The sequence below is a fragment of the Parabacteroides sp. PF5-6 genome, assembly GCF_029504695.1.
In the GTDB taxonomy this organism is placed as follows: domain Bacteria; phylum Bacteroidota; class Bacteroidia; order Bacteroidales; family Tannerellaceae; genus QVMG01.
Window position 1 is genome coordinate 415,580 of sequence record NZ_JAQFIN010000004.1, and the last position, 18,200, is coordinate 433,779.

Here is an 18,200-nt window from a genome sequence, read left to right on the forward strand (position 1 = left end):
GGATTTGTGTACGATCGTCCTGAAAGGACAATGAGCGCTGAAAGCGCGTAATACATCAGCCCGGGGTCAGAACCTTGAAGAGGTTCGCCACCCCGGGTTAAGGATACATATAAAAACGGAGCGCTGAAGGCGCGAAAGCAAATCTTTCGCGCTTTCAGCGCTCCGTTGTGTGTGGGTGTGTTCCCGACCCAGGGTTGCGCAGACCTAACGGCCTGTTGGCCCTGGGCTGGGCTCTAACGCGCTTTCAGCGCTCACTGTCCTTACAGGACACAAACAAAATACATAAATCCGTGTGGTCCGCGACTAAAAATCTTCAAGTTTCAAACTATTTGAACCCCGCCACATCCCCCCTTCCAAAACATCGCACTTTGGTCGAAAAAACATTGCGCTTTGGCCGACCAAAGTGCAATGTTTATTTTGGGCAGCCTACACATAAAAGTTTTTACCCCGGTCTTCACCTTTCACCCGGTCGCCAGATCCCTGTGTTGATCAGCATTTCGGGTGAAGGCTTGGAGGAGGAGGGAGGCTTTCCGGAAAAGGCCGGCAGGGTTTTCCAAAAGGCCGCCGGAGTTTTCCAAAACCCCGGCAGCCTTTTTTCAAAGGCCGCCGGCCTTTTCCGGGAAGGTCTGTCGTTCTTTAAAGGTATGCCTTTACCTTTCACCTGAAACGCTGATCAATACAGGGATCTGGCGACCGGGTGAAAGGTGAAGGGCGGGGTGGAAATTTTTATGTGGTAAGTGTATACCGGGTGTCTTCCCCCGTCAGTTAGCGTTGCCAGATATTCCAGGCTTCGAAGGCTTGCAGGATAAGCATCTCCAGGCCGTTTTTGACGGTGGCGCCTCGTTCTTTGCCGATCTTCATAAAGAGGGTTTCGTCGGGGTTGTACAACAGGTCGTACAGGAGGTGGTTCGAGGTCAGTAGCTCGTAGGGGATAGGGGGGCATTCTTCGATATGGGGATACATGCCGACGGGGGTGGTGTTGACGATCACGGTGTATTGCGACATGATCTTGGGTGTGATCGCTTCGTAGGTGATGCCGAACTCGCGGGGACTGCGTGAGACGAGGGTCGAGCCGATACCCAATTGCTTCAGGCCTTGGAAGACAGCGCGCGAGGCGCCTCCGGTGCCGAGGATAAGGGCTTTGCGGTGCGACTGGTTCAACAGCGGTTCGATCGACTGTTTGAAACCGATGATATCCGAGTTGTATCCTTTGAGTTTGAGCTTGCCGAAGAGTCCGCGGGAGAATTTGATCACGTTGACGGCCCCGATGCGGCGGGCGTCGTCGTCGATATCGTCGAGGTAGGGGATGATCTGCGTTTTATAGGGCAGGGTGACGTTCAATCCTTTGAGTTCCGGGTTCTCTTTGCATACGTTCCGGATCTCTTTCACGTTGGCGATCTCGAAGTTGAGGTATTCGGCATCGATATTTTCGGCTTCAAATTTCTGGTTGAAGAATGTCTTGGAGAATGAATGCCCCAAGGGGTAGCCTATTAATCCGTATTTATCCATTTGTGTGTGTTGTTTTTTATTTCGTGGCGGTATATAAAGAGCAGATGCCGAAGGTGAATGTGCGTACCTGGGCGTCGCGAAACCCGATCTCTTCCAATAGTCCGGTCATCACCCGACCTTGCGGCACGACCCGGATCGAGGCGGGCAGGTAGTCGTAAGCGTTCTTTTCTTTGGACACCAACCGGCCGATCAGTGGAATGACCGTGTGGGAATAGAGGGCGAACAATTGGCGCATCGGAAAGCGCTCGGGTGTGGTCAGTTCGAGGATCATCAGGCGCCCGCCGGGACGGAGTACGCGATACATCTCGCCGATACCCTGCCGGATATCCTCAAAGTTGCGCACCCCGAAGGCGGCTGTGACGGCGTCGAACCGGTTATCCGGGAAATTCAGCCACAGGCTGTCCTGCCATTCGAAGCGGATCGCGTCGGCATAACCGGCAGCCGCCACCTTCTCCCGTCCGATGCGCATCATGCCTTCCGAGATATCGGCACCGATAACCTGATCGGGCTGCAATTCTTTGTAGAGCGCGATAGCCAGGTCGCCGGTCCCGGTGGCGATATCCAGAATCTCTTTGGGCGCGTAGGGCTTGAGCGTGCGGATGGCTTTCCGCCGCCAGCCTTTGTCGAAGCCCAGCGACAGGGTATGGTTCAGCTGATCGTATTTGTCCGCGATGGCGTCGAACATCCGTTCCACCTGATCCCCTTTGCCCTCCTTGGCGTTCTTGTAGGGCAGGATCTTTTCCGAACCATATCGTGTCATATCCTATGTGTTATCGGGATTGCAGGTATGTCGTTACGTTGCGTTCGATCCGTTCGAGCAAGCTGCGGGTATCTTCTTTGACGAACGTCTCTCCGGTGATGTGTTCGTAGAGTTCGATGTAGCGCTCGCTGATGCTTTCGACGATCTGGGGTGTCATCTCGGGCACGGTCTGTCCTTCTTTGCCCTGGAAGCCATTGTCCATCAACCATTCGCGTACGAATTCTTTGGAGAGTTGCTTCTGTGGCTCGCCGGCGGCGAAGCGTTCTTCGTAGCCTTCGCGGTAGAAATAGCGCGAGGAGTCGGGCGTGTGGATCTCGTCGATCAGGTAGATCTTTCCGTCGCGGTGGCCGAACTCGTATTTGGTGTCGACCAGGATCAGCCCCCGTTCGCGGGCGATCTCCGTGCCGCGCATAAAGAGCTGCATGGTGTATTGTTCCAACAGGTTGTATTCTTCTTCCGAAACCAATCCCTGACGGAGGATCTCTTCGCGGGAGATGTCCTGGTCGTGCTCGCCGATCTCGGCTTTGGTGGTCGGGGTGATGATCGGGTGGGGGAAGCGTTCGTTCTCGCGCATCCCGTCGGGGATCTTCACGCCGCAGATCTCGCGGGCGCCGGCTTTGTAGGCGCGCCAGGCACTGCCTACGAGGTATCCGCGCACGATCATCTCGACGGGGTATCCGGTACATTGCACGCCGGCGGTCACCATCGGGTCGGGCGTCGCCAGTTTCCAGTTCGGGCAGATATCGGCCGTGGCGTCGAGGAACTTGGCGGCGATCTGGTTCAACATTTGTCCTTTGTAGGGGATGCCTTCGGGCAGGACGACATCGAATGCCGAGATCCGGTCGGTAGCCACCATCACGAGTTGCTCGTCGTTGATGTTATACACATCGCGTACCTTACCGTGGTAGACGCTCTTCTGTCCCGGGAAATTGAAATCTGTTTGTGTTAATGCCTGTTTCATAAACGTTAGTTATCTTCTTTATTCTTTTTAGCTTTTTTCTCATTGTCCATTGTCAATTGTCCATTGTCAATTAACGCTTTATCCGCCTTGCGGTTAAAGCGTTCGTACGCCTCGACGATGCGTTGCACGAGCTTATGGCGCACGATATCTTTTTTGTTGAATTCGACTTTGCCGATGCCGGGTACGCCTTTCAGTATATTAAGCGCCTGCACCAGGCCGGAAGTGGCCGAGGCCGGCAGGTCGATCTGGGTAATATCGCCGGTGACGATCATCTTCGCGTTCGTGCCCAGGCGGGTGAGGAACATCTTGATCTGATGGGTCGTTGTGTTCTGGGCTTCGTCGAGGATGATCACCGCATCGTTCAATGTCCGTCCGCGCATAAAGGCCAACGGGGCGATCTGGATCACATTGTTCTCCATATACTCTTTCAACTTGGCGGCAGGGATCATGTCCTGCAATGCATCGTAGAGCGGCTGCAGGTAGGGATCCAGTTTGTCTTTCATCTCACCGGGAAGGAAGCCCAACTTCTCGCCGGCTTCGACGGCGGGGCGGCTCAGGATGATCTTACGCACCTGTTTGTTCTTCAACGCCCGGACAGCCAGTGCGATGGCCACGAACGTCTTGCCCGTACCGGCAGGGCCGAGGGCGAAGACGAGGTCGTTCTCGTCGAACAGTTTGACTAATAGCTGTTGATTATCCGAACGTGCCAGGATCGGTTTGCCGTTCATCCCGTGAATGATCAGGTTCTCCTGTCGCACGACGTTCGGCGTTTTGCCTTTGATAATATCCAGGATCACCTCTTCGGGCAAGGCGTTGTATTCTTCGCAGTGCTTCTCCAGTTCGCGCAGCTTCTTGAGGAACAGCTCCGACTCTTCTTCTTCGCCGATCACTTTCATCACGTTGCCACGCGCTACGATGCGCAGTTTGGGGAATAAGGTTTTGATCAGCTGCATATTGCTGTTGTTCACCCCATAAAACAAGACAGGGTCTACATTCTCCAATATGTAAATGCGTTCAATCATTCGACTCGTTTTAGTGGATGCAAAAATACGAATAATCTACTCACTCCGCTAAGGAACATATAAATAAGTTTGCGATTTATCCCTATTTTTGCATCCGAAAACAAAAGAAAGAGAAGAGAGAAGATGGAAGAGAGAAGAAAGAAGATGGAAGAGAGGAGAGAGAAGGTAGAAGATAGAAGGAAGAAGAGGAACTCCTATCTTCTCTCTTCCCTCTTCTTTCTTCTTTTCGTTATTTCCCTTTCCGACTGTGCCGAGAAACGGGGCGAACTGAAACGCATCTGGTATAAAGGAAGTTACAACCGCGACTTCAACGATCTGAATCCCAAGCACCTCGAAGCCGCCGCACGCCTGGGTATCGAGCCGGTCGCATCGCGCGAAGCGGCGAAACGGGCCACGAAGAAGATGGTCGAGATCGCCACCAACGATGCCTACGAAGTGGAAGAACTGACCCACTCGATCCCGTTTCTGGTGACCGAAGCCGCCGATCTGTTATACGAGATCGGCCAGAACTTCCAGGATTCGCTCGCCAGTCACAACGCTTCATTATATAAGGTAAAGGTCACGAGCGTCACCCGCACCGCCGACGATATCGGTAAGCTGCAAAAACGGAATATCAACTCCTCCTCCAACTCCGCCCACCTCTACGGCACCACCTTCGATATTTCCTGGGTGCGCTTCACCAAGATCAAACCCAAAGATCCCCTCGACATCCCGGCGGAAGACCTGAAAATGATCCTCGCCATGGTCTTACGCGACCTGCAAAAAGCCAACCGCTGCTACGTCAAGCACGAACGTAAGCAAGGCTGCTTCCATATTACCGCCCGACCTTGAAGGCTTGTAGGATTTCCTTAAACTTTATTTAGTAAAAAAAAGGTTAATGTTTTGTCAATAATTCAAAAAGTTATATATTTGTCCCCAGCCTGTGTTGAGTATTTGTTTTGACTACACTTGTAGGTAGTTTGAATACATTCGTGATGCTGAAGAAACCTGATAAATCTGTTGTATAATAGACTATTTGCTTTTTCGCTTGAATTTATTGTTAACCTAATTTAATGCTTGGATGAGAGCTACTCACAAAAAAGTGCAGTTATCTGCCATGATGTTCATTCAGTTTTTTATCTGGGGGGCCTGGTTTGTTACGATGGGGACCTACCTGGGGAAAACATTACAATTTACCGGTGTTCAAATTGGATTGGCTTATGGAACAGCAGCTTTTGCTTCCATGATCTCTCCTTTTATTGTTGGCGCCATTGCCGATCGGTTCTTCTCGGCCAATCGGGTGATGGCTTTCTTGAATATTGTAGGTGGCGCGTTGATGATCTGGCTGTCTACGATTAAAGACTTCTCACTTTTCTTTCCCGTTCTGTTTGCGTACACGATTTGTTATATGCCGACCACTTCGCTGGCCAATTCCATCTCGATGGACAACCTGAGTGATCCGGGCAAGGAGTTCTCGCGCGTACGCCTGTTTGGCTCCATTGGCTGGGTGATTGCCGGATTCCTGTTGAGCGGGTTAAAGATTGAAGAAACGTCCATTCCTTTCCTGATTGCCGGAGGCGCCTCGCTTGTGGGTGCGGCCTATGCCTTGTTCCTGCCGTATAAAGCGCCGGTCAAGAGTACGGAGAAAGTATCCTTTGTCAAACTGATCGGATTCGATGCTTTCAAATTGACCAAAGACCGTTCATTCCTTTTGTTGTTGGTCTTCTCGGCTTTGATCTGCATCCCGTTGGCTTTCTATGATTCGTTCACCAACCTGTTCCTCAATACTTCCGGTGTGAGCCATGCGGCAGCAGCGATGAGTCTGGGACAGATTGTGGAGATGATCTTCCTTTTTGCCTTCCCCTTGCTTTTCTTGAGATGGAAATACAAAAAGAGTATCATGGCGGCGGTGATTGCCTGGACGGTGATGTACGGCTTTTATGCCTACGGCGCGTTCAGCGGAAACACGGTATTGCTCTATGCCGGCTTGCCGTTACATGGATTCTGCTTTACCTTCTTTTTTGTGACCGGCCAATTGTTTGTCGACGAGAAAGCACCCGTGAGCCTGCGCAATTCGGCCCAGGGCTTGATTGCTTTTGCCACGTATGGGGTGGGGAAATACCTGGGTACGCTGGTCGCCGGGAAGGTAGTTGATCATTATACCGTCGACGGTGTCTACGACTGGGTATCGATCTGGATGATTCCTTTCATTATGGCTGCAGTCATCCTGGTTGCCTTCGTTTTATTCTTTAAAGAAGACACACGTAAGATCGTGTTATAACTAACAACTGATAATTAACAATTAATAATTAAAAATGTACTGCCTATGATGTAAGACCTTTTAGAGAATTTTTTTTATGTGAAAATCTGAATAGTGAAGCTATTCGTAATGTTTTAACCTTATATTCATTTAAAAAGAAAGAATATGAAAGTATATTCAAAATCACATTCGAAACCTGTGGGTATGATAAACAAGCTGTTAACCTTGTTCGTCGCACTATTATGCACTACCGCAGTATTCGCTCAAAACCGTTCGGTTCAAGGTACTGTTACAGACTCTACCGGTGAGCCGCTGATCGGGGTGAACGTTTCCGTTAAAGGAACAACCATTGGTACGATTACCAATATCGATGGCCATTACGGATTGGAAGTGCCGGCTAACGGCACACTTGTTTTTTCTTATGTAGGTTATGTGACTCAGGAAATCGCTGTAGGCACACAAAACATCCTTAATGTAACGTTGAGAGATGACTCTCAGGCGTTAGAAGAGGTCGTTGTCGTAGGTTACGGCGTGCAGAAGAAGGTAACCGTTACCGGATCTGTAGCCAGTGTAACCGGTGAACAACTGAAAGCCTCTCCGACAACTAACCTGACCGGTGCCATGGTCGGACGTATGCCTGGTGTTATCGGGTTCCAACGTTCTGACGAACCGGGTGGTGGTGGAACAACTATCCGTATTCGTGGTTCGAACTCTTTGGGTAGCAAGGACCCGCTGATCGTTATCGACGGTGTTCCCGGACGTAAAGGGGGTATGAACCGTATCAACCCGAACGAAATCGAATCCATGTCTGTATTGAAGGACGCTGCTGCTGCGATCTACGGATCACGTGCGGCGAATGGTGTAATCTTGATTACCACCAAACGCGGTAAAGAAGGCAAGCCGACCATTACGTACAATGGTAATATGGGATTCTCGCAACCAACCCGTTTGCCGGAGGTTGCTAACGCTTTCGAATATGCCACGATGGTTAATGATATCGACCGTTACTCAGGACGTAGCGAGCGTTTTACGGCAGAAGACCTGCAGAAATTCCAAGATGGTTCCGACCCTTGGGGGCATCCGGATACCGACTGGCACAAAGAAACCTTGAAGAGCGTTTCTCCGATCTATCGTCATGACGTAGGTATCAGCGGGGGATCTGATCGTTTCAAATTCTACATGAACCTGGCCGCTAACGGGGAAGACGGAATCTATAAGAATTCGGCTAACCGCTACGACCAGTACAGTATCCGTGTGAATCTGGATATGAAGGTCAATGACTACCTGGATGTTTCTTATGGAACAATCAGCCGTCTGGAAGTTACCAAATATCCGCCGCGCGGTGCGGGTGATATCTTCACCTCTTTGGTACGTAGTAAGCCGACTATGCCGGCATACTGGCCCAGTGGCGAACCGGGACCGGATATCGAGTACGGAGATAACCCCGTTGTACGGGCCACTCCTGAGACCGGACATGATACACAAAAGGGATATTATATCCAGAATACGTTGAAAGCTACCTTGAAAGTGCCTGGCGTGGAAGGCTTGATCCTGACTGCCAGCGGTTCGTTCGACCAGAACTTCCACAACCGTCGCCGCTTTGCGAAGCCTTTCTTGTTGTATAACTGGGATGGTAACCCCGAACATAAACTGACTCCGACTCCGAAGGGGGTTTCTACTCCTGAATTGGAAGAAAGACGCGACGACCAGACCGACTGGATGGCTAACTTTATCGCTTCTTACGACCGTTCATTCGGCGATCACAACATGGGTATCTCTTTAGGGATTGAAGCAGAAGATAAGAAGTTCCGTCGCGTACGCGCTTACCGGAAATACTTTATCTCTGACACCTTGGACGAGTTGAACAATGCACCGATCACCGACCAGGAAACCGAAGGTTACTCTTGGGAAGAAAATCGTTTGAACTATTTCGGTCGTTTGACGTATAACTACATGGAGAAATACCTGTTGGAATTCGTGTTCCGTTTAGACGGTTCGTATCGTTTCCCGAGTGGTGACCGTTATGGTTTCTTCCCCGGTGTTTCTGCTGCCTGGCGTGCTTCGGAAGAAGACTTCTGGAAAGAGAACTTAGGCTTTATCGAATACTTCAAACTGCGTGGTTCACTGTCGCAGACAGGTAATGACGCCTTGTTAGACTCTGACGGCAACTACGACAGAACAATCCAGTATCTCAATACCTATGGTTTTGGTACTGACTATCTGTTTGGTAGCGGCTTGAGCAAAACATTGAAACCGACCCGTACGCCTAACCCCAATATTACCTGGGAAGTCGGTACGACTTATGACATTGGTTTCGACTTCAAATTCTTACAAAACCGCTTGAGCGTGGAAACCGACTTGTTCTACCACAAACGTACGAACATGTTGATCAACCGTAACGCTTCTCTGCCGCATACATCCGGTATTACGCTGCCGAAGGAAAACCTCGGTGAGATGGAAAACAAGGGTATTGAAGGTTTGGTTTCCTGGAACGACCGCGTAGGTAAGGTAGATTATGATATTTCTGCCAACGTAACCTATGCCCGCAACAAGATCCTGTTCTGGGACGAGGTGCCGGGTAGACCTGATTATCAGAAAAGTACAGGTCAGACGATCGATACCGAACTTTGGTACATCGCCGACGGTGTATTCAATACGCAGGAAGAACTCGACAGCTATCCGCATTGGGCGAACGCTCGCTTGGGTGATATCAAGTATGTCGACTACAACAAAGACGGAAAGATCGACGCCGACGACCGCGTACGTTCCAGCAAAAACCGCGAACCACGCTTTGTGGCAGGGGTAACAATGGGATTGCGTTGGAACAACTTCGACGTCATGTTATTGTTCCAGGGAGCTACCGGAGCGATTACCTATATCTGGCGTGAGCGTGCCGGTGAATCGGGTAACTTCTATAAGTTCATGTACGAAAACCGTTGGACGGAAGAAAACTGGCAGGTGGAACATCCGCGTACGTACGACCGTTCTAACGAGTATTGGGCAAAAGAAGGTAACGGTGAGAAGAACACCTACTACCAGAGAAATACCGATTATCTGCGTCTGAAGAATATGGAAGTTGGTTATACCTTTAACTTCCCGGCAATTCGCAATGCAGGCATCCAAAATCTGCGTCTGTATGTGAGTGGTTCTAACCTGTTTACCATAGACAACGTGAAGGTACAAGACCCGGAACAGAACAATACCGGTAAAGACTATCCGCAACGTCGTATATTTAACGCAGGTCTTTCTTTAACATTCTAAAAAAACGAGAGAACATGAAAAATTTGAAATATATCTTAGCAGCCGTTGCTCTTGGAACGACCATTAGTTTGACCTCTTGTTCGGATTTTATGGATTTGGAGCCGACGGGGGAATATACGGAAGAGTTGGTATTCTCGGATGCCGCTTTGACCCAGGCTTTTGTTTTTGAGCTGTACAACAATATCCACCCGGGAGCACAAGAACACTCATTGGACGGATTGACGGATGATGCTTATTTCACCCATAATTATGGCCAGCGCGACGTGAATGAGTCGAAGGCTATCAACGAAGGGAACGTGCAATGGTTTAATAACAATAACAACCCCTTCAAATGGGAGCTTCGCTACCGGGGTATCCGTTATGCCAATATCATCATCAACAATATCGATGCGGTTCCTGAAAAGGTGGGAATCAGTAAAGAACGCCTGAAAGGGGAAGCTTATTATATGCGTGCGCATATGTACCATGAATTGACCCGTGGTTTCGGCGGTGTGCCCATCGTGACGAAAGACTTCTCCCTGAACGATCAGGAAGAAATGATGCAGGCACGTAACACCATCCGCGAATGTGTGGAGTTTATGATGGCCGACCTGACTATTGCTGAGCAAACCTTGCCGGCAACTGTTTCGGGTGCGGAAGTAGGACGTGTGACCAAGTATGTAGCCACCGGATTGAAAGCGCGTATCGCTTTGCATTTCGCCAGCCAGCTCTATGCTGACCGTACAATCAACACGTTGAATGTAAACCAGTACGACGGCGACCGTATGGCACTCTATCGCCAGGCGAAAGAGAACGCCATCAAGGTGATCGAAGAAGGCCCGTTTGAATTGATCGACTGTTCTGTAGGGATCAATACCGAAAGAGCTGTGACGTTCAAGACCATTATGACAGATAAGTCGAACAGCGAACAGATGTTTGTCCGCAGCTATTCTACGGCCGGGGGTGCTAAAAACCGCATGGGCTTGTGGCACGGACCGAACGGTTACAGCAACTGGGCCGGAACGACTCCGACACACGACCTGGTGCAGGCGTTCGAATTCGAAGACGGATCAATCGTAACCGGTTTGATCAAACCGGGTGAATTCCAGAAAGGTAATCCGTACAACGGACGCGACCCGCGTATGTATGCTACGGTAGCGACCGACGGTAACGAGTGGGGACGTCCGCGTTCAGCGGGTGCTGCGCTGGACCCGACGCCACTGGGACGCTTGCAGGCCGGTAAATACGAAGTGACCGACGGTGACGTGAAGGATCTGATGTACGAAGACGGCGTGGCCAGAACTTCTATGTGGGGGATCGATACCCGTAAGGGTCCGATCGAAGACTGGAACGGTTCCTGGACAGGCTACTACGAAAAGAAACTGATCGACACGGCTGTAGATGCACAATACTATCCGCAGGAAGTACCTCATGTGTACATGCGTTTGGCTGAGATGTATCTGATTGCTGCCGAAGCTTGCGTGGAATTGGGCGAACTGGAAGAAGCTGCGAAGTGGCTGGATGTGTTGCGCGGACGCGTAGCCTTGAAACCTGTCAGAGAAGCTTTGACTGCTCGTGGAGCTTCATTCAATCAGGCCGACCTGCGCGAATTTATACGTCGCGACCGTCGTGCTGAATTGGCTTACGAACAGCATCGTTACTTCGACGTACGTCGTTGGATGATCGCCGACGTAACCGGCAACAAGCCGATCACCGGTATTACGGTAGAAGGTATCCTGAAACCGGGACAAACCCAATACAAACCGTATATCCACAACGAAGAAAAGTACGATTACTACTACTATGTACTCGACTTGAATAGCCGTGAGGTACGGGCATGGGATAACAAGATGTATTTTGCTCCGATCCTGTTGGACGAAATGCGTCGTAACCCGAACCTGGTACAGAATCCGGGTATGTCTTTATAAGCTGTATATATCGTTTTAAAGATATATATTAGGGATTTTAGAGAATCCGGCTCTTTCGAGAGCCGGATTTTTTTCGTATGACGGGCATGGGGAACTGACGGATCACATGGATTAATCCGTTCATTAATGTAATTTCTAAACCATTGAAAGTGAAGCGTTAATATCCCCTTCGCAAACTACCGGTAGTTTGCGCACCAAATACCGGTAGTTTGGCGACAAACTATTAGTAGTTTGCGCGCAAAGTACCGGTAGTTGAAAAAGGGGGGCTGAAACGATTTGGAAATCTCTTTCAGGCCGTTAAAAGGCCGGCAGCCTTTTATAAAACTCCGGCGGCCTTTTGGGAAACCCTGCCGGCCTTTTCGGGAAAGGCGGCGGTTTGGGTTGTCAAACAACAGATGTCAACAAATGCAAACGCCAAATAGTGCTAAACCGATCATTCCGAACAGAGTTTTTCATTAAAATTAGTCATTTGGCGTGACTCGGCATAATCCAAGTAAACTTGGTTTCTGCGCTCGCTACTTCAAATGTTCATTTTTTTACTACCATCATACAGCCGGAATAGGCAACAATGTTAAACCGATCACAGCCGAGGCTCGCCAACAGGTATCAGAAAGTTACTTACAGGAATTTTGGTGTTTTTTAGGCTATTTGAAATAGTTATACGGCTGATATACAGGGATGGAAGGAAATCCTGTATGATGTAAGTAAAAAAACGAAAAACTCTGTTCGGAGGGTATTTTTGGGGATTCCCGTTCGTAAACAGCGCGCGCAGCGCGTTTTCAAATATTTTGAGATGTGAAGGTTTACGATATCGGTATCTCGGCTCCTCTTCTTAGACAAGAAGAGGGGGACCACGGCTTGCCGTGGTGGAGCAGTTTGATCTTCTGACAAATCATAAATACCTATCTCATACAAAATTAGGATCAAACTACCCCACCATCGCCTACGGCTCTGGTCCACCCCAATTCCCCTCCTGCCCGAGGAGGGGTGGCACGCCAGAGGCGTGACGGGGTGGTGGGAGCTAAGAAGGGGAGCCAGAAATGTCCATCTGCTATTATCCTACACCTTCACATTTTCTTCAATCTACCGCTCCGCGCCTACCAACTACCAACTACCGAAGAAAATCTTCCGATTTTCTTCTTTTCCCCGCCCTGCGCCTTCTATCTTCTATCTTCTATCTTCTGAAGAAAACGGTTCGGGCTGATCCCTCATCTGCTCCGTTGGATTAGAATCCAAATAAAAAAGGTTGCCTTTTCTAAAGCAACCTTTTTTATTTCTTTTCTTACGGAGTATTAATCGGCAAGTTTCTTGTTGATGATGATGTGTCCGAAATAACCGATAAGTGCAACGGTCATGCCGGTTGCAATTAATGTGTTTGACGTACTACCGTTCATCAGATACGGTACGGCTAAGATTGCCACACCTACAAGGACAACAAATACTCCAATGTATTTAAGTAATGTGTTCATGGTTGTATATATATTTATGTTTGTTTCTTAATGCTTCCGCGAACTCTTTTCTTTTCTCTTTGCAAATAAAGTAATAATAACCCGATTCCGAAAATATTTTAGAATAAAAATGCTGAAAGAGTTCCTGGCGGGTCCTGCCCTCTTCTGCGAACTGGCGGAAAAGAATCGGAGGATTGGTGGATATCCACAGGAATGATTATCTTTGTAACAGATACTATCGTGTTTGTTAATGCGGTAATTATGATTTAATAGATACTATTGTATGTCTTTACTGTACAATTTCGACCTGGAATCAACCGAAGATCTACTGAAAATAGTAGCAGAGAATCTTCAGAAAAGGCGATTGGAAAAAGGATGGTCCCGCAGTTTCCTTTCGGAAATAAGCGGTGTGCCTTTGGCTACAATTGCAAAGTTTGAACAAAAAAGCACCATCTCATTGTCGTCCTTTGTCGCCTTATCTAAAGCATTGGGTTACACGAAAGAAATCAAACAATTACTCTCTCAGCCGCAGTACAGTACGATGGAAGAATTGGATCAGATCAACAAAAACAAGGATCGAAAAAGAGGAGGGCGAAATAAATGACTATTGTCTCCCGCGTATGATCTGACCCGCAATATCGAAGGGTATAAGGGTGAGCATGCCACGTCTGTCAATGGAAACGGATTACCAACGATCGAGGATATGCTTGCTGTAGGTGAGACCATTCGAATTCCCCGCTCTGTCTTTTTGCCCGGAAAGCTCCGGCCTCTTCAAAAGGCTACCGGGAATACATTTTATTTCTTTGGGATATAGTATAATTCTTTACTTGTAGTTATCTTTGTGGAAACAACGAATGATGCTGCGGCTATTATATATCATTTATACTTGGCTGGTTTTTGTGCCCATATTCTTGGTACTGACTATCCTTACGGCATTGGTTACGATCGTCGGGTGCCTGTTGGGGGGAGAACGGGTTTTTGCTTATTATCCGGGCATGATCTGGTCGCGCCTGACTTGTTACCTGGCATTGTGTCCGGTGAAAGTCAAGGGACGTGAACATATCGACCGAACAAAATCCTATGTCTTCGCGGCGAATCACCAGGGGGCTTTTGATATCTTTCTGATCTATGGCTTTCTGGGTGTGCCTGTCAAGTGGGTGATGAAATCGGGCATCGGCAAGATCCCTTTGGTGGGGGCTGCCTGCCGGGCTGCCGGTTTTATTACGGTCGATAATTCAACACCCAAAGCCGCGCGGCAGAGTATCATCGAAGCGGAGAAGAGCCTCAGTAAAGGGGCTTCGGTGGCGATCTTCCCCGAGGGGTCGCGCACGTACACCGGCCGCATGATCCGCTTCCGCAAAGGGGCCTATCAGATGGCGGTCGATCAGCATCTGCCCGTTGTGCCCATCACGCTGAATGGCCCTTTTTATGTCTTGCCGATCGGAACGCTGAACCTGCGCCGCCACCGGATGGAGATGATTATCCACGCCCCGATGCATTGGGACGAGAGCGAGTTCTCGAACAAAAAGCTGCAGCAGATGGCCGATGAAACGCGGAAGATAATAGAGGCTGACCTATGGGATGCGTTCCGATAAGTGTGTGTACCTAAGCCTCCCTTGGGGGAGGTTGGAGGGGCCTACCATTTCTTTAAGATCCCTTGTTTCTTAATACTCAGGCTGAAGCCGAAGCTGCGGTCGCCGACTACATCACCCGTATCCCCGCCGAGGGAGCCGGTGAACGACCAGTCGCGCAACCGGGTATGCGTATAGTGGGCTTCGACAAGGAATGACGCGCCGGTTTGTTTTTTCAGGAAAGGCTGATAAGGTGTGCCCCAGCCGTTCATCACAGTAAATAATACACGGTAGGAGAGCTGCCGGCTGAGATCTCCTTCGATGCCGAGATGGAAATCCTGGATGCGCGTACTCTTAAAGCCCAGGCTGCCGTCGGCGTTGTATTCGGGCGAGATCAGTAAAGGAGTGCCTTTGCTGCGGTTGAAATAAGAGTGTCCCGTCCGGTATTCCTGGTTGTTGTAGTAGTTGTCGGCACCACCGCCCCGCCCGGGGTGGGCGTCGTGGTCGAAATCAAGGTAGTGGAACTGGCCGCTCTGGTCTTTGGTGATGATATATTCCGCCACCACCTTCCGGATCCAGCGACATTGGGATAGATCCAATTGCAGGCCCCACAATCCATCGGTTCCATTATACATCAAAACGCCCGATTTGTCGGAGGCAATATGCTGATAATAGGCTTGAAGCTCCCAGTTCGCTTTGGCAAAGCCGGCATGGAAGTTGTACGAGATATGGTGAGCGCCCAATACATTGACCTGATCGGAGAGGCTGGCTGTTGCGTTTCCCGCTTTGGCGAAGAAGATACGCGCGAAGTCTTTCAATGACTGTGGCTGTTTGCCTACCTCCGGATCCGTCGATCTGCCTCCCCATTGCGCCGTATGGCTTATTCCGAATGAGAGGTAGGCGGGGAAGTGGGAGCGTGTATCGCGCAGCCGGATGGTCAGCGATTTGTCATGCCATAAGACATCGCGGTTGTACACCTGATTGGTCTTGACGAAGTCGTCCAGGTAGTCGCTGTCCAAGGAACGGCCGACCGACAGATAACCCCGGAAATGAAACCAGCCTTTGGTCAGAGGCACAGTAAGAAATTCAGGGATGGAGATATGCGCCTCCGGAGTTGGACGGGCATTGGCCGACTGGATCATATCGCCGCTGCTGAGGCGCTGATCCCAGCCGGAGGTGTATTTTTCTTTACTGCCCAGGGTGAGAAGCAGGCTTTTGTAGCCGATCTCGGCATAAAGCTGTTGCAGATATACGTTCCGGTAGCGGGGAGCGGTCACGACGGCATCGATGCCGGCGGCCCAGTGGAAGCCATCGCCGAAAGATTGACGGTGATCGATGCGCGGACGCAGATACCCGTTGCCCGCCTCTAATGGAACCACCCCGTAGCGATTGCTGGTCATCCAGAACGGTGTATAACTGCCCGTTGCCGCCGAACCGAATGTCTCTACCGCGTAGGTCGTCACGTTCGTGTCCGATGCGTTTTGTGCGTAGAGAAAAGGAATAGGTGCTCCCGCCAATAAAAGAATGAAAATTAACCTTACAATCTTCATGATCGATCTTTCGCTTTAGGGAAGCAAAGATAAAGATTTGAGCCATTCGGCCATCACTTTGTAAGTGTATTTTCGGGGTTCGGGCTGCGATAAGATCAGATCGTGTACGCCATCGGGGATCCGGTGGCGGGTCACTTTATCGCCGAGGCGGGCGCCATACCTTTGAATATCTTCCACATCCAATACCATGTCGGAGACGCAGAGCTCCGCCCAGTCGGCGCTTTCCGAAGCGGATTTGTCCGACGATAAGAGCAAGATCGGGCAGTGCAATTCTACTTTCTTCTGCACCTTCCGATGCCCCTGATGGATCGCCCGTAGCCAGCCCGCCCGCTTGGGATGACCGTTCTCCTTTTTCCAGGTTGTATTGAAAGTCCATTCCCCCCGGTATTCGGCCAATAGCGTTTGTGCGTAGCGGTTGGAACCCGTGCCCTGGATCACCCACCGCGGGAACATCCAGCCCAGGAAAGAGATCAACGGCAGGCCGATCGCTTCTGCCATGGGCGACATATACATATCCAGGAACGGGCTGTTGAGAATCAAGCCGTTGACCGGCAACTCTTTCCGCGCATCCACGTAAAGGCTAGTGATCAACCCGCCGGTGGAATGGCCCATCAGGATGATGCGTTCGTTGCCCTCCCGGCGGATGATGGCGATGGCCGTATCGATATCGGCGAAGTATTCCGTCAGATCCTTGCAAAAGAAAGCATCCTGGTGAGGGAGGAGGGAGCGACCGTATTTCCGCAGGTCCAAAGCGTAGAAATTCTGGCCCCACGCCCGGATACTATCACCCAATGCGGCCTGGAAGAAATAGTCGTTGTAGCCGTGGATATACAAAAAAGCTTGCTTTACCTCCGGCAAAGCAGGCTTTCGGATAAGGGTACAAACCACTTTCCCTTCGTAATCATCCGGCATCCGGATCGTCCGGCTCTGATAATCCGCCCCCAGACAATCCGGCGTATACTGTGCCCCCGCCGAGAGCGGCGCGAGCAACAGCAGTAAGCCGAAAACGTAAGCCTTGATCCTCATGAGTCTGAATTATTTCTTCTCTTCCTTCAGCAGGTCACGGATCTCCGTCAACAACTGAATGTCCGCGGGAGGCGCAGCCGGTGCTGCCGGTTTCTCCTCTTCTTTCTTCTTGTGCAAAGCATTGATGCCTTTGACCATCAGGAAGATGGCAAAAGCGATAATGATAAAGTCGAACGTCACCTGCAGGAACTGCCCGTAATTGATGGTCACAGCCGGAGCCACCTCCTGCCCGCCTTCGACGATCGCCTGCTTCAAGGTGACCTTCAGATCCGTGAAGTTCACCCCGCCGACAAACAAACCGATAGCCGGCATAATCACATCAGCCACCAACGACGAAACGATCTTCCCGAACGCCCCACCGAGAATAATACCCACAGCCATATCGACCACATTGCCCCGCATGGCAAAATCCTTGAACTCTTTTAACATGTTTCCCATATCTTTCCGATTCTTTTTATGAATAATGTAATTTATCTGTTCTCTCTCTCCGTACAACCGATCTCTTATATAACACATATAATCGATCCCCTATATAATATAGGTATAGAAAGCCAGCCCACCTTTCCCCTTTACAAATACAATAGACTCCTTCTCCGCCTCTCACTGAAAGCCTCCTAATGTATTTCAAAGCTTTTTAATGTATTCAGCCTTCTAATGTGTTCAAAGCCTCCTGATGTGTTTCATCCTCCTAATGTATTTCAAAGCCTCCTTAGTCTTATAACTAAAAACAAAGGCATTTGGTTTTTCCTGCCGCAAAGATAGTGTCTTTTCTCTTTTTTCCTCCATACTCTATCCTCAGATTCCCCTTCTTCCCCTTATCCCCCTTACTCCCCTTATCCCCCTTCTTCCCCTTTTTTTCTTCTCCCCCTAACCCCCGCCAGATGAGCCCTATATGATTTCTTTTGTTTTTTTCTTGCAAAAAACCTTCGAATTAATTTGGAAGTAT

General features: G+C 49.8%; 15 protein-coding genes. 7 read left to right on the plus strand and 8 right to left on the minus strand.

Annotated elements, in window-relative coordinates; all coding sequences use genetic code 11:
• Positions 1-368 precede the first annotated feature (368 nt).
• Positions 369-665 (plus strand): hypothetical protein, encoded by a 297-nt coding sequence (locus M2133_RS07505; protein WP_277465410.1) that lies wholly within the window; start codon positions 369-371, stop codon positions 663-665.
• 100 nt (positions 666-765) lie between these two features.
• Here M2133_RS07505 and M2133_RS07510 read toward each other — a convergent pair whose 3' ends face one another.
• From M2133_RS07510 to M2133_RS07525, 4 genes are read right to left on the minus strand one after another with little or no spacing between them, the layout of a single operon-like run.
• Positions 766-1,509 (minus strand): shikimate dehydrogenase, encoded by a 744-nt coding sequence (locus M2133_RS07510; protein WP_277465412.1) that lies wholly within the window; start codon positions 1,507-1,509, stop codon positions 766-768.
• Between the two features lie 16 nt (positions 1,510-1,525).
• The gene (gene ubiE, locus M2133_RS07515; RefSeq protein WP_277465413.1) at positions 1,526-2,269 is read right to left on the minus strand and encodes a bifunctional demethylmenaquinone methyltransferase/2-methoxy-6-polyprenyl-1,4-benzoquinol methylase UbiE; all 744 of its coding nucleotides are present in this window, start codon (positions 2,267-2,269) and stop codon (positions 1,526-1,528) included.
• Positions 2,270-2,279: 10 nt separating this feature from the next.
• Positions 2,280-3,230 carry a phosphoribosylaminoimidazolesuccinocarboxamide synthase gene (locus tag M2133_RS07520; protein ID WP_277465414.1) on the minus strand — a complete coding sequence of 317 codons (951 nt, stop codon included), beginning with the start codon at positions 3,228-3,230 and terminating at the stop codon, positions 2,280-2,282.
• 5 nt (positions 3,231-3,235) lie between these two features.
• Complete coding sequence (locus M2133_RS07525; protein WP_277465415.1) at positions 3,236-4,252, minus strand: PhoH family protein; 1,017 nt, start codon at positions 4,250-4,252, stop codon at positions 3,236-3,238.
• A 123-nt stretch (positions 4,253-4,375) separates the two neighbouring features.
• On the opposite strand from M2133_RS07525, the gene M2133_RS07530 reads away from it, so the two are divergent.
• The 4 genes from M2133_RS07530 to M2133_RS07545 all read left to right on the plus strand — a co-directional run bounded on the left by M2133_RS07530 (position 4,376) and on the right by M2133_RS07545 (position 11,659).
• A complete protein-coding gene (locus M2133_RS07530) occupies positions 4,376-5,083 on the plus strand; it encodes a DUF5715 family protein (RefSeq protein WP_277465416.1) in 708 nt (235 codons plus the stop codon).
• Between the two features lie 229 nt (positions 5,084-5,312).
• Complete coding sequence (locus M2133_RS07535; protein WP_277465417.1) at positions 5,313-6,512, plus strand: MFS transporter; 1,200 nt, start codon at positions 5,313-5,315, stop codon at positions 6,510-6,512.
• A gap of 144 nt (positions 6,513-6,656) precedes the next feature.
• The gene (locus M2133_RS07540; protein WP_277465418.1) at positions 6,657-9,752 is read left to right on the plus strand and encodes a TonB-dependent receptor; all 3,096 of its coding nucleotides are present in this window, start codon (positions 6,657-6,659) and stop codon (positions 9,750-9,752) included.
• Positions 9,753-9,766: 14 nt separating this feature from the next.
• The gene (locus M2133_RS07545) at positions 9,767-11,659 is read left to right on the plus strand and encodes a RagB/SusD family nutrient uptake outer membrane protein (protein WP_277465420.1); all 1,893 of its coding nucleotides are present in this window, start codon (positions 9,767-9,769) and stop codon (positions 11,657-11,659) included.
• 1,292 nt (positions 11,660-12,951) lie between these two features.
• Here the strand turns inward: M2133_RS07545 and M2133_RS07550 are convergent.
• Positions 12,952-13,128: a hypothetical protein gene (locus M2133_RS07550; RefSeq protein ID WP_277465422.1), complete on the minus strand. Its 177-nt coding sequence runs from the start codon at positions 13,126-13,128 to the stop codon at positions 12,952-12,954.
• Positions 13,129-13,390: 262 nt separating this feature from the next.
• Here M2133_RS07550 and M2133_RS07555 point away from each other — a divergent pair, with 262 nt between their 5' ends.
• Together M2133_RS07555 and M2133_RS07560 are read left to right on the plus strand one after the other, a co-directional pair.
• On the plus strand, positions 13,391-13,711 hold the full coding sequence (locus M2133_RS07555) for a helix-turn-helix transcriptional regulator (RefSeq protein WP_277465424.1): 321 nt from the start codon (positions 13,391-13,393) through the stop codon (positions 13,709-13,711).
• A gap of 253 nt (positions 13,712-13,964) precedes the next feature.
• Positions 13,965-14,702, plus strand: a complete 738-nt coding sequence (locus M2133_RS07560; protein ID WP_277465425.1) for a lysophospholipid acyltransferase family protein — start codon at positions 13,965-13,967, stop codon at positions 14,700-14,702.
• 41 nt (positions 14,703-14,743) lie between these two features.
• On the opposite strand, the gene M2133_RS07565 is transcribed toward M2133_RS07560, so the two are convergent.
• The 3 genes from M2133_RS07565 to mscL are packed head-to-tail and all read right to left on the minus strand — an operon-like array spanning position 14,744 to position 17,692.
• Positions 14,744-16,228: a capsule assembly Wzi family protein gene (locus M2133_RS07565; protein ID WP_277465426.1), complete on the minus strand. Its 1,485-nt coding sequence runs from the start codon at positions 16,226-16,228 to the stop codon at positions 14,744-14,746.
• Positions 16,229-16,243: 15 nt separating this feature from the next.
• Positions 16,244-17,254: an alpha/beta hydrolase gene (locus M2133_RS07570; protein WP_277465428.1), complete on the minus strand. Its 1,011-nt coding sequence runs from the start codon at positions 17,252-17,254 to the stop codon at positions 16,244-16,246.
• A gap of 9 nt (positions 17,255-17,263) precedes the next feature.
• A complete protein-coding gene (gene mscL / locus M2133_RS07575) occupies positions 17,264-17,692 on the minus strand; it encodes a large-conductance mechanosensitive channel protein MscL (protein ID WP_277465429.1) in 429 nt (142 codons plus the stop codon).
• Positions 17,693-18,200: the final 508 nt, after the last annotated feature.